13 protein-coding genes and 1 pseudogene are annotated in these 11,871 nt (G+C 51.6%); 8 read left to right on the top strand and 6 right to left on the bottom strand.

All coding sequences use genetic code 11. From position 1 onward, the window contains the following. Window positions 1-271 (top strand): annotated as a pseudogene (locus tag AC2JC8_RS08595) (hypothetical protein); the annotation flags it as partial. Window positions 272-277: 6 nt separating this feature from the next. Here AC2JC8_RS08595 and AC2JC8_RS08590 read toward each other — a convergent pair. Together AC2JC8_RS08590 and AC2JC8_RS08585 are read right to left on the bottom strand one after the other, a co-directional pair. Beyond that, on the bottom strand, window positions 278-568 hold the full coding sequence (locus AC2JC8_RS08590) for a DUF2752 domain-containing protein (protein WP_484400964.1): 291 nt from the start codon (window positions 566-568) through the stop codon (window positions 278-280). Window positions 569-696: 128 nt separating this feature from the next. Beyond that, complete coding sequence (locus AC2JC8_RS08585) at window positions 697-1,881, bottom strand: NAD(P)H-quinone oxidoreductase subunit H (RefSeq protein WP_255132946.1); 1,185 nt, start codon at window positions 1,879-1,881, stop codon at window positions 697-699. Window positions 1,882-1,990: 109 nt separating this feature from the next. On the opposite strand from AC2JC8_RS08585, the gene rsmH reads away from it, so the two are divergent. Continuing rightward, on the top strand, window positions 1,991-2,866 hold the full coding sequence (gene rsmH / locus AC2JC8_RS08580; protein ID WP_484400963.1) for a 16S rRNA (cytosine(1402)-N(4))-methyltransferase RsmH: 876 nt from the start codon (window positions 1,991-1,993) through the stop codon (window positions 2,864-2,866). After that, complete coding sequence (locus AC2JC8_RS08575) at window positions 2,863-3,387, top strand: DUF456 domain-containing protein (protein ID WP_484420228.1); 525 nt, start codon at window positions 2,863-2,865, stop codon at window positions 3,385-3,387. Before rsmH ends, AC2JC8_RS08575 begins: the two co-directional genes overlap by 4 nt. On the opposite strand, the gene AC2JC8_RS08570 is transcribed toward AC2JC8_RS08575, so the two are convergent. Further along, entirely contained in the window at window positions 3,359-4,498 is a 1,140-nt protein-coding gene (locus AC2JC8_RS08570; protein WP_484400945.1) for a cysteine desulfurase family protein, read from the bottom strand. The genes AC2JC8_RS08575 and AC2JC8_RS08570 overlap by 29 nt on opposite strands. A 59-nt stretch (window positions 4,499-4,557) precedes the next feature. Between AC2JC8_RS08570 and AC2JC8_RS08565 the strand changes: the two genes are divergently transcribed. From AC2JC8_RS08565 to AC2JC8_RS08555, 3 genes are read left to right on the top strand one after another with little or no spacing between them, the layout of a single operon-like run. Further along, window positions 4,558-5,064 (top strand): hypothetical protein, encoded by a 507-nt coding sequence (locus AC2JC8_RS08565; RefSeq protein WP_484400943.1) that lies wholly within the window; start codon window positions 4,558-4,560, stop codon window positions 5,062-5,064. 7 nt (window positions 5,065-5,071) lie between these two features. Continuing rightward, window positions 5,072-5,818: a response regulator transcription factor gene (locus AC2JC8_RS08560; RefSeq protein WP_482131396.1), complete on the top strand. Its 747-nt coding sequence runs from the start codon at window positions 5,072-5,074 to the stop codon at window positions 5,816-5,818. Further along, window positions 5,815-6,738 carry an RluA family pseudouridine synthase gene (locus tag AC2JC8_RS08555; protein ID WP_484400942.1) on the top strand — a complete coding sequence of 308 codons (924 nt, stop codon included), beginning with the start codon at window positions 5,815-5,817 and terminating at the stop codon, window positions 6,736-6,738. Before AC2JC8_RS08560 ends, AC2JC8_RS08555 begins: the two co-directional genes overlap by 4 nt. Window positions 6,739-6,862: 124 nt before the next feature. On the opposite strand, the gene bchM is transcribed toward AC2JC8_RS08555, so the two are convergent. Next, the gene (gene bchM, locus AC2JC8_RS08550; RefSeq protein WP_484400941.1) at window positions 6,863-7,558 is read right to left on the bottom strand and encodes a magnesium protoporphyrin IX methyltransferase; all 696 of its coding nucleotides are present in this window, start codon (window positions 7,556-7,558) and stop codon (window positions 6,863-6,865) included. 26 nt (window positions 7,559-7,584) lie between these two features. After that, window positions 7,585-8,778: an N-acetylglucosamine-6-phosphate deacetylase gene (locus tag AC2JC8_RS08545; protein WP_484594533.1), complete on the bottom strand. Its 1,194-nt coding sequence runs from the start codon at window positions 8,776-8,778 to the stop codon at window positions 7,585-7,587. A 38-nt stretch (window positions 8,779-8,816) separates the two neighbouring features. Here AC2JC8_RS08545 and purE point away from each other — a divergent pair, with 38 nt between their 5' ends. Together purE and AC2JC8_RS08535 are read left to right on the top strand one after the other, a co-directional pair. Beyond that, the gene (purE, locus tag AC2JC8_RS08540) at window positions 8,817-9,341 is read left to right on the top strand and encodes a 5-(carboxyamino)imidazole ribonucleotide mutase (protein WP_484400938.1); all 525 of its coding nucleotides are present in this window, start codon (window positions 8,817-8,819) and stop codon (window positions 9,339-9,341) included. A 1-nt stretch (window position 9,342) separates the two neighbouring features. After that, complete coding sequence (locus AC2JC8_RS08535) at window positions 9,343-10,401, top strand: AI-2E family transporter (protein WP_484400937.1); 1,059 nt, start codon at window positions 9,343-9,345, stop codon at window positions 10,399-10,401. Window positions 10,402-10,458: 57 nt separating this feature from the next. Here AC2JC8_RS08535 and AC2JC8_RS08530 read toward each other — a convergent pair. Next, the coding region (locus AC2JC8_RS08530; RefSeq protein ID WP_484594532.1) for a hypothetical protein at window positions 10,459-11,871 on the bottom strand (1,413 nt) is incomplete at its 5' end.

The raw sequence follows: 11,871 nt of genomic DNA, 5'->3' as shown, positions 1-11,871 counted from the left end.
TATTCCCGGCATTGTTATCGCCCTTACAATGCCCGTATATGTGAACCGAATCTTCATCGGCGATGAACCAATCCTGGATGCCTTTAGCGGTTCATTTCAAGCTGTTTACCGTTCAGAAAATGGCATGAATTTTGTTGGAATTGAAATTTTAGCGTGGCTATTAGTTGCTTTGGTATCTATTTGCACCTGCGGCCTTGGCGCCCTTGTGGCGGTGCCTGTGAGCAGCTTTTATCTACAAAATGCCGCTTACCACAAAGGCTTAATTAACTGAGCCCAATTAAGGGAAACCAGGTGCGCCGCGAAAACCTAAGCCATAACTAAACATTAGACGCATTAACCAATAGGCAAATAGAACAACAGCCCCTACACCTAATGGCCATGCGGGCATTCCCCTGGGTATTAAACGCCGCTGGTTGATGGCCGTAAAACACCAAGCGATCAAGGCAAACGCCACTAAGGGTCCAAAAGCATGCAATTGAACTGACTCACTAAGGTTGCCGCGTAAAGCAGCAACTGTTGCCCTGGTTAGGAAGCAGGTGGGGCATGGGATGCCGGTTAATGCCTTCAGCGGACAAGGCCAGCCAAGTAAAGGCCCATGGGCACCTTTAAGTATTAAATAACCACTGAGGCCAAGGGGTAATAAATAACCGGCTTGCCTTAAGCGGCTTAAAAAAGGATTCAGATCAACCTCCTTAATCAGCGATCCACCGAACCCATAATCACATCAATAGAACCAAGAATTGCCATAATATCAGCAACTTTTACGCCTTTTAATAAATGAGGCAAGATTTGTAGGTTATTAAAATCCGCAGCCCTGATCTTCCAGCGCCAAGGGGTTACATCATTATTGCCGATGATAAATACACCGAGCTCGCCTTTACCTGATTCCACCCTGCTATAAAGTTGTCCTTCAGGGATCTTAAATGTAGGTGCTACTTTTTTAGCAACTATTTGATAATCAAATCCATAAAATTCACTAGTTTTTCCTTCTGCTTTTCTTAGTGCTTCCAAATTTTCAGTAGGCCCACCTGGAATTTGCTTACAAGCCTGTTTCAAGATTTTTAGTGATTCGCGCATTTCTTGAATTCGCACCCGATAACGGGCATAACAACAACCCTCCTGGGCCGTAACCACCTGCCAATCAAATTCGTGATAGCACTCATATTTATCTACACGTCGCAAATCCCATTCCACCCCTGATGCCCTCAACATCGGCCCCGAAAGGCTCCAATTGATCGCCTGCTCGCGACTAATAACTCCCAACCCTTCAATGCGCCGCTTAAAAATTGGGTTATTAGTAATTAATTTTTCATATTCATCAATTTTCGGGCCAAACCAATCACAGAAATCCTCACATTTTTCAAGCCAGCCATGGGGTAAATCTGCTGCTACTCCACCGATGCGGAAATAATTATTATTTACCATTCGTTGGCCGGTAGCTGCCTCCCAAAGGTCGTAGATCATCTCCCGCTCACGGAAGATATAGAAAAATGGTGTTTGTGCTCCCACATCGGCAAGGAAGGGTCCTAGCCAAAGCAAATGGTTGGCAATGCGATTTAACTCAAGCATCAGCACCCGGATATAACTTGCCCGCCTTGGCACCTTCACATCAGCAAGGCGCTCTGGTGCATTTACTGTGATCGCTTCGTTAAACATCCCCGCCGCATAATCCCAACGACTCACATAAGGCACAAACATCACATTTGTGCGGCTTTCGGCGATTTTTTCCATGCCGCGATGTAGATAGCCGATCACCGGCTCGCAATCCACTACATCTTCCCCATCAAGGGTTACCACCAACCTCAACACCCCGTGCATAGATGGGTGATGGGGCCCAAAATTGAGCACCATCGGCTCGGTGCGCGTTTCCAGCTGCGTCATCTACCAAAGCCCTGGCTTTCTTGTGATCCTAGGAAGGAGTGGGCACATCCACCGGTTTTTATTTGCCTAATTCACCCTGAACAGCCCCACCTCCACTCACAATCCACTGCTGCAACCCGGCTTTGAACACGAACCGGTGTTACCAAGCCAAGTGCTGGAAGCCTTCGCCTGCTTACCAAACGAAGGAATTCTGCTCGATTGCACTTTGGGGGGCGCCGGCCACAGCGCCCTATTGCTTCAAGCTCACCCTGGCTGGCAACTCATCGGCCTTGATCAAGACCCCAATGCCCGTGTGGCTGCAGCTAAAAAACTAAGCCCCTATCAAGAAAGGGTACAAATTATTGCCACAAATTTTGCCTGCTATCAACCAGCTAGCCCAGTGGTGGCAGTGCTTGCTGATTTAGGGGTTAGCAGCCATCAACTAAATCAAGCGGAGCGTGGTTTCAGCTTCCGCAGCGATGGCCCCCTCGATATGCGTATGAATCCCGAGGGGGTAGGGGAAACCGCTGCAGCCTTGATCGATCGCCTCACTGAAACAGAGCTGGCCGATTTGTTGTTTAACAACGGAGAAGAAAGATTGGCTCGCCGAATTGCCCGCAAATTAGTAGCGGAAAAGCCCTGGGATGATGGCAAACGCGGCACTGCCGCCCTTGCTTATGCCATTGCCGGTTGCTACCCCCCCAAGCAACGCCATGGCCGCATCCATGCCGCCACCCGAAGTTTTCAAGCCTTGCGCATTGCCGTAAACGATGAATTGGGGGCATTGGAAACACTGCTAGATCAAGCGCCCCATTGGTTGCAAAGCGGCGCTCGCTTTGCCGTAATCAGCTTCCATTCATTGGAAGATCGGCTTGTGAAAAACAGCTTTAAAAGCAACCCCTCCTTACACGTAATCACCCGGAAACCGCTGATAGCTGATGCCGCAGAAGAGGCCAGTAACGCTCGAGCCCGTTCTGCCAAGTTGCGCGTAAGCGAAAAGTTGTGAACCTACAAATCACCTGGTGGATTGCCTTAATAATCCAGCTGATTGCCCTACCAGGGGTGGTGTTACCAGTGCTGCCCGGCTTGCTGCTTCTACCAATTGGCACAGGGATTTGGTGCTGGGCGGTGGGCTGGCAGCAGGGCTGGCCCCCTTTTGTTGTGGCCTTATTGCTGCTACTGCTCGGCTGGGGAGCTGATGCTCTTGGGATGCTGCTGGGGGCCGCGCGGCTTAAGGCCAGCCGTTGGGCTTACCTAGGCGCTGGCATTGGCCTACTGGTGGGAATTCTTGGTTTATTGCCCGCTCTGCCAATCGGGGGACCGCTGCTCGGAGCGCTTATTGGACCCTTGCTGGGGGCAAGCCTGGGGCAACTTATCTCCACCCCCAGCCAACTTTTACTTGGTTTGCAGGTGGGGTTAGCTGTGGTGCTTGGGATGCTTGTGAGCCGCATCGCTCAGGCCCTGCTCACCTTGGCGGGAATCGTGAGCTTTGTTTTGCTTAGCGGAGGTTTGCCAGCACCTGGCTGAACCACTCCAAAGTTGCGCTGATCTGCGTTTCTGTAGTGGATCGCCCCAAACCAAACCGCACGGAAGCTGCTGCCTCTAAGCGGCTGCGGCCCAGGGCTAGCAGCACATGGGATGGTTCTCCAGTTGCACTGCTGCAAGCAGAGCCGCCACTAACAGCTAAACGCTTTTTCAAATTGCTATGGAGCCTGGTGCCATTTACCCCAGCCACAGTGATATTTAAGTTGTGGGCTAAGCGCGGCTGGAGGGCACCATTAAGTTCTATCCCCCCCAGTTGCTGCAAGCCGCACCAAAGTTGATCCCGCAGCAGCGCCAGCCGTTGTTCACGCTCGCTTGCATCAATAAGCGCAAACTGCAATGCCGCTGCCAAACCCACAACTAAAGGGGTGCTCAAACTGCCGCTGCGGCGTCCCCCCTCTTGGCCACCGCCATGGAGTTGGGCTGCTAGCTCAATCCCATCAGCCACCACTAAGGCGCCACAACCTTTCGGGCCATAAAACTTATGGCCGCTGCAGCTAAGTAGATCAATCCCTAATTGCAAAGGTTTGAGCTGCTGATGCCCCACCAGCTGCGCTGCATCGCAATGGAAAGCCGCCCCATGGCTGCGGCAAAGCGCTCCGATCGCGGCAAGGGGCTGCAGCACCCCAATTTCGTTATTTGCCGCCATCACACTTACCAGCACGGTGTCTGGTTGCAAGGCAGCTTCCAAGCGAGCTGGATCCAGTAAGCCATCGGCTTCCACCGGCAGCACCGTGAGGCCAAAGCCCATCTTTTCGAGGTAGCGGCAGGGGTCTAATACGGCTCGATGTTCAGTGGCCACCGTGATCAAATGGCGCCCCCTTGCCATCCTTGCCTCGCATAAACCTTTGATCGCCAAGTTGTTTGCTTCTGTTGCTCCACTGGTAAAAACCATGGATTCCGGAGGCACCCCAAAGCTCGCTGCCATCACCTCCCTTGCCTGTTCCACCTGCCCTGCTGCTGCCAAACCAGGCAGGTGGGAGCGGCTGGAGGGATTTGCAAACTCCTCATTCCAAAGCGGCGCCATCGCTGCCACAACCTTTGGATCGCAGGGGGTACTGGCTTGATGATCGAGGTAGATCGGCGCAGCGGCCACTGAAAACCCCCAAAGCTGTTAGCTGGCACCATGCTGGCGGGGAATGTAGCGCAATGTTTATGGCCTCCCACAAAGGCTTTGTGATGCTGGCGGCATTACTACTTGCAAGCCCTAGCTGGGGGCAGGGCTTAGGCCTTGAAATACAAAAACCAGAAAAATATCGTCCAGCGGGAATGTTGATCCTGCAGGAACGCACAATTCCTTATGGCATAGAGGTATCAGGGATTTATGCGATCCGTGATGCCAATGATTTTCCAAATGGCAAAAGGTTGAAGCTTTGGCAAGAGGCGGTGAACGACGTAAAAGTACGTAATGAAACCCTTCGCTGCGATACCAACGCCCCAGCCCGCATAACAAGTAATGGCAGCCAGTTGGTGATGTTGGAACTGAATCCCGGCGGTTTTGTAGGCAGCCACAACCGTTTATCCCATTTGATTTGGTGGGCCGCCTGTTTTCCGGAACAGGCCGGTAAAGACCCAAATAATTTGCAAGCGGTTGCCCGCAAATTGGGCTTTAGTGGCAACTTGAACGAACGGGAACATCTCCTACCGGGAAATCCCCGCTGAAACCAAAATGCAAAATCCAAACCCCACCCCAAATCAAAGTGAACCAGTGGAAACACTGCTAAACGCACAACCACGGGTGCTTTTAGTAGACGATGAACCCGGCATTCGCACCGCTGTGCAGGCTTATTTCGAAGACGAAGGTTTTTTGGTTAGTACCGCCTGTGATGGGGAAGAGGGCTGGGAGAAGGCTCAAGCAGAAATCCCAGATGTGGTGTTGAGCGATGTGATGATGCCGCGCATGGATGGCTACGGGCTGCTGAAACGCTTACGGGAAGACGAACGCCTCGGTGGCACGCCAGTGATATTTCTAACTGCAAAAGGGATGACCTCCGATCGCATCACTGGCTTTCGCGCTGGGGTAGACGACTACATCCCAAAACCATTTGATCCCGACGAATTAGTTGCCCGGGTGCGCAATGTGGTGCAACGCCAAGAAAGGCTTTTGCGGGAAGCCGCCCGCTATGCCGACACCGACATGGGTCAGATGGCAAAACAAATAACTGAAATCCGCTCAATGCTGCAAGGGGGCGGCAATAAAAAAGGAATCGCCCCAGCCGATCATGTTTTTACACCGAGGGAAGCGAGCGTGCTGCAACTGGTGGCAGAAGGTTTAATGAATAAAGAAATCGCTCGCCAATTGGAAACATCAATCCGCAATGTAGAGAAATACGTGAGCCGATTGTTTGCTAAAACCGGCACCTCAAGCCGCACCGAATTAGTGCGTTATGCCCTTGAGAATGCCCTGGTGAATTGAAGGCAGCATTTAATAAAGGCAATATCTATCGTGATCGCATAAACCTTGATGCAGAAGCGATCTGCTCTTGGTATGCCAAACGTTGGCCCCATAGTTCCATAAGCGATTGGCAACAGCGTTTAGATAGTGGTGAAATTCGTTGTAATGGTGCCTATTGGGAATGGCATCGTCCCCCCTGGCTGGAGGAAGCGGTGCCGGATGAATGGTCGATTATTTATAACAACAACGATTTACTAATACTTAATAAACCCAGCGGACTGCCGGTTTTACCAGCAGGTGGTTTTATGGAACATAGCCTGCTCAAGTTGCTGGAAAAGCAATATCAAGGTGATAAATATGGCCTGCCACGGCCGGTGCATCGGCTCGGACGTTTCACCTCAGGCCTGCTGGTGTGCGCCCGCAAAAGCTGCAGCCGCGCTTGGCTCAGCGCGCTGTTACGCGATCACGGGGGCCAACAGGGCTGCTGCAAGATCTATCGCGCCCTACTGCAAATCCCCGTTTCAGGTTCAGCTTTGCTGGATCTACAACCCGAGCTGGCCTTGGAACTCAACACCGCCATTGGCCAGAGGCCCCACCGCCGCCTTGGCAGCATCTGGGCGGCTGCAATTGAGCAAAAGGGCCCTGGGGTATTACAGGCTTCCAGCCAGCTGCAGCTATTGCAAAAGCAAGCTGATGCCTGGTTGGTGCAGTTCACAATTACAACCGGACGCCCCCATCAAATTCGCATTCATGCCGCCGCCGCCGGGGCACCACTACTGGGTGATCCCCTTTATCAGGTGGGGGGAACTGCCAGCGATGCCCTACCAGGTGAGGGCGGCTATCAGCTCCATGCCCATCGCCTGGTATTACCCCTAGCTAATGGCGAAGAGCTCAAACTTGAAGCGCCACTACCAAAAGAACTGGAGTTGATTAATACTTAATCAACAAGCATTTCAATTAGCTTTTGCAAATCAACACCAATTAGACTGGATACATCTTTCAAGATCTGCCGCAATTAACATAGCCAATAGTTCTTGCTAAACATAATTTCGCTCAGCTGGTTGCTCACCTGCAAAATCGTTCAAATTCAATCAATCTTGAAAAGTAAAAAGGCGCTTTATTAAGGCTGCGCCGCAGGGGTTTAAAGCCAGCTTCTGCCGCTGCTGCAACGATGCCGGTTTCTCGCAAAGTGTATGCCCGGGTGCTCTTACTTGGGCCAGGAAAAAGTGAGCCAATGCTTTTTAACAAGGCCAGCAATGGAGTGTATGGAGCAAAACTCACGATTAAGCGTTGTTCAGCAAGGCCTGCCAAATGTTTAACCATCACCTCTGCCTGCGGTTGCGGGTAGTGGATAAAAACATCAAGGCAAACCACTGTGTTGTAGGTGCCGCTCAAGCTTTCCAAATCGGAGCAGCTGAATTGCACACGGGCGGCCTCGAGGCCGGCCTCGGCCGCCCGCCTGGAGGCTTCTTGCACCATCGCTTCTGAAATATCACTAGCGGCAATATTTGCGGCCCCCAGCTGAGCTAAAGGCAAGCTGAGGCTGCCCACACCACAACCGGCATCACAAAAACTACGGCCACCTAGATCGCTATCTTCTTGCAACCATGCCAAAACATTGTCGACGGTTTTTTGATGGCCGATGCGGATATTGCGCTGCACCCGGTTCACATCAGCGCTGTTGCTGTAGATGCGATTCCAGCGATCAAATCCAACTGTTTCGAAGTAGCCCTTTACCTCCGCTTTTTCTAGGTTGCTCATCTGCATAAATGCCATTGCCGGGGACCCTACCCGTTCCGCTGCCAGCCAAGGCTTTGATCATTGCCAATCTGATCATTGCCAATCCGCCAACAAAGTGTTTGATTCCAGGCCATTCCCAGCAATTGTTGCTCTACAGGGCGCAAATCACCTAGCGGACGCCTGGGTAACACCGTGGCGGCGCGAATTGCAGCATTTGGATTTCCACTCCATGCCGCTAGCCGCTTCACCCCCTCAAGCAAAGCAAGGGTGGTGCCAGCCAAAGTGCCATCTCCAAGGCGGCAGGTGCCTGCCTTCACAGTGATCTGCCGTTCATCCCAGGGGTAAGCGCCGGGGCTTAAGCCATAGGGAGCTAGGGCATCACTCACAAGCAACACCTGCTCAGGCAAGAGCCGCTGCAGCAACACCGCCATCGCGGGCGCCACATGGATTCCATCGGCAATTAAACCAACGCCTACCTGCGGCGCAGCAATGGCCGCCGCTATTGGTCCAGGAGAGCGGTGATGCAAACCCGCCATCGCATTCAAGGCATGGGTGATCATCCCCACCCCTTGGCCATAGGACCGTTGGGCTTGTTCGCCAGTAGCAGCGCTATGGCCGAGGCTCACCAAAATTCCCTGCTGCCGCAGAGCATTAATCAGCAGCTCAGCTCCCGACAGTTCTGGCGCCAAGGTTACGAGCGCAATACTGCTTTCAAAACCAGCAATCCGCTCCCTTAAAGCCTCAATAGAAGGAGCGCACAGATGCTCTAAAGGGTGAGCGCCGCGGCGTTCGGGCGCCAAAAATGGCCCTTCTAAGTGGGCGCCCAGTAAACGGCAACGGCCAGGGCGATGCTGCAGGCGCGCTTCCTCAAGCACCGCAAGGCCACGCCGCAAAGGCGCCACCGCGCAGGTAACAAAAGTGGGGCAGATCGCTTCCACCCCATCACGCCAAAGCAAATCCAATAACTCAAATAAGCGGGGTAACTGCTCTTTTTGCAATTCAGGGAAGGCCAACCCCAAGCCACCATTGATTTGTAGATCAATTCCCGCGGGGCTCAACCATGCACCATCCCAATCAATGCCAGCAGCAGCGGCACCCGTGGCAAGAGGCAGGAGCCGGCTGATGTAGCCCTCCTGGCTCACAAATGCACGCCAGCGCCGCTGCGGCATCCCAGCCGCTTCTGGTAAACGCAGATTTGTATGCCACCGCCCCTCAAGGGCAGCAGTTATGGGCAGCTGCATGGAAACAGGATGAGAATGCCAGCAGTGGCAGTCTGCCGATGGCTAAGGATCCGCGGGTGGGAGTTGTGATGGGCAGTGATTCGGATCTGCCCTGCATGCAAGGGGCAGTGGAGGTGTTGGAAGAATTTGGCGTAGTTCATGAAGTGCGGGTGCTCTCGGCCCATCGCACCCCAAAGGCAATGGTTAATTACGCAGAAAGCGCAAAAGCCCGAGGCTTGCAGGTGTTAATCGCTGGAGCTGGAGGGGCAGCCCACTTACCTGGAATGGTGGCAGCCCTCACAACCTTGCCGGTGATTGGAGTTCCCGTTACGAGCAAAGCCCTAAACGGCCTTGATTCTCTCTATTCAATAGTGCAAATGCCAGCAGGCATCCCGGTGGCAACAGTTGCCATCGGTAATGCCTGCAATGCAGCCTTATTGGCATTGCAAATCCTTGCTCTACAGGATCAAAGCCTCGGAGAGGCGCTGCAGGCTTACAGGCTTGGGTTGCAAGCGATGGTGGAAGCAAAAGATCACAGGTTGCAACAGCTGGGCTGCACTGAATACATTGCTGAGCGCAATTGAGATGTGGCCTCCCCGTTGGTTGCGCTTAAGCCTTGCTTTACCGCTGTTGGTGCTCAACCTATTTGTGTTGCGTCAACTGCTGCTGCCATTAGCTCCATTTCCGGCCCTTTTTGTTGCTGCTGCATTAATTGCTTTTTTGCTTGATCTACCAAGCCGCTGGTTACAACAGCGGGGGTTAACAAAACCGCTAAGTTTTGCCCTTGTTTTAGGAATTACCCTCGGCGGGTTAAGCCTTGCTGCCACCTGGCTTGTGCCGCGATTAATTGAACAATTAGGTGAACTTGTAAATGCAATTCCTAGCTGGCTAGTGCAAGCTCAAGAGCTATTAAATCAATTGCAATCACTTGCAGAAGCGAGGGGCTGGCCCACCGATTTCAGCCCCTTAAGTGATGATTTATTAGCCCGCAGCAGCCGGGTTGCCCGCAGCGTAAGCCAGCAACTGCTCAGCTTGCTTAGCGCCACCCTTGGCCTCACTGTGAACACAGTGATCGTGTTGGTTTTAGCGATATTTTTATTATTAGGTGGCGAAAGTATTGCCGCTGGCCTGGCCCGTTGGATACCAAGCGATTGGCGTGAATTAATCTTTAGCACAATTAATCGCACCTTTCGTGGTTATTTTGCTGGCCAAGTATTAATCGCCTTAATCCTTAGTGGCTTGCAGTTGGTGGTATTCACTTTGCTGCAAATTCCCTACGGGGTGGTATTTGCTTTATTGATTGGATTTACCACCTTGGTGCCCTATGCAAGCGCCCTCACAATCACTTTAGTGAGCACGGTTTTAGCAGTAGAAGATCCCCGTACCGGCCTTGAAGTGCTTGCCGCAGCCATAAGTGTGGGCCAAGTAGTGGATCAACTAATCAGCCCCCGTTTGATGGGTAGCATTGTGGGTTTGCAACCAGCCTGGTTGTTATTTTGCTTACCGCTAGGCGCCCGCGCTGGCAACTTATTGGGGCTTGGAGAACTGCTGGGCTTATTACTAGCGGTGCCGGTTGCCAGCGTGCTTAAAACCTTTCTTGATGAGTTGTATATCAGGTTGCAATCAAGCGCAAGTGATCAATAAAAAACCCCCTAGCAAAAGCAGGGGGTTAAATAGTTGCTAGCAATAAGTAACAGCTAATTAAACATGAAATCCAATTCCTTCGTTCGCCCAACCGGTAGATGGTGCAAGCAGATTAGATCTCTCAAGCTGATCAATTGTAAAGAAATGCCTACCAGTGCCTGCATTAAACAAGCGATATACAGGGGTAGAGGTAGCAACAACACTGCCTGAAGCTAATACATTACCGACAGTGCCCTCAAAGGCATATCCCGACGATGGGGCCACGAGCGCATTCTTTTCAGCTTCACTCGCTGTATAGAAATGAGAGTCTTTAGAAGAGCTGTAGAAACGATAAAGGGCCTGAGTTCCGTTATTCGGAGTATTAAAGCCGATCCCTTCATAGCTGAAACGAGCACCGGTAATAGCATCAATCTCTTTTACGTTATTTGTAAAGAGGTGGCTACCATCAGCACGATCCAAGAAGCGATAGAGAGGTGCCCCGGTTGGGCTATCAGTTAAACTTGGGCTATCAGTCCTAGATGAAGAGTGATGAAGGTTGAGCCTCATCGTTCCATCCGAACTCTTATTCCACCCCCAAGTTTTATCTACAACAGTTGTTGTGCCTACTGCATCAGTTAGATAAACATTCCCCATTGAAAGAGCTGAATCTCCATCGAGCTGAACTACTTTATTTTCAACCTTGAATGACTTCCATGGTGCTCCCGTTGGCGATTCCAGTGCGAAGCCTTTGTCATCAGGATAGGCTGAATTACCCCCAACAAAGTAGGAAAGCGCGCCATCAAATGCTGGCCGGAATGTTTGTGGTGCTTTAGTAAGGGTTGGTTTAAAAGCAACAGGACCAAACTGATAGTTATAGGCCTGATCAATAACGTTCTCGGCCGTTGCTTTAGCCTTGCTGAAACCACCTGATTTGTAATCAGCGCTTATCTTGATGAGTGCTTCGCACCAACCCGTTTGGGCAGAGAGCACATCAGTAAGATTTACGGTATTAGAGCTGTTGCTAGCAACTTGACGTAGATCTTCAGCTGGAAGGGATGCCTGATTTGAGGCAGCACCTGAAGAGTGATGAAGATTTATTCTTACGATTCCATCCAAACCTTTGCTAAATCCAAAAGTTTTATCTACAATAGTTGCATTACCTTTTGCATCATATATGGAAATATTTCCCATCGAGATGGAGGAGTCTCCGTCGAGTTGGATTACATTATTATCTATTTTGTATGAGCTCCATTGCGCTCCAGTTGACGACTCTAGTGCGAAGCCTTTGTCATTAGGATAGGCAGGATTCCCCCCAACAAAGTAGGAAAGAGCGCCTTCAAATGTGGGCCGGAAGGTTTGCGGGGCGCTAGTAAGGGTTGGCTTGAAAGCTACGGGTGAGTATTGGTAGTTATAAGCCCCCAAGATAACGTCTGTTGCCGTTGCCTTCGCCTTGCTATAGCCGCCGGATTTGTAATCAGCACTTATTTTAAG

The organism is Synechococcus sp., assembly GCF_982614295.1.
This window is presented reverse-complemented; position numbering and strand designations above follow the sequence as displayed.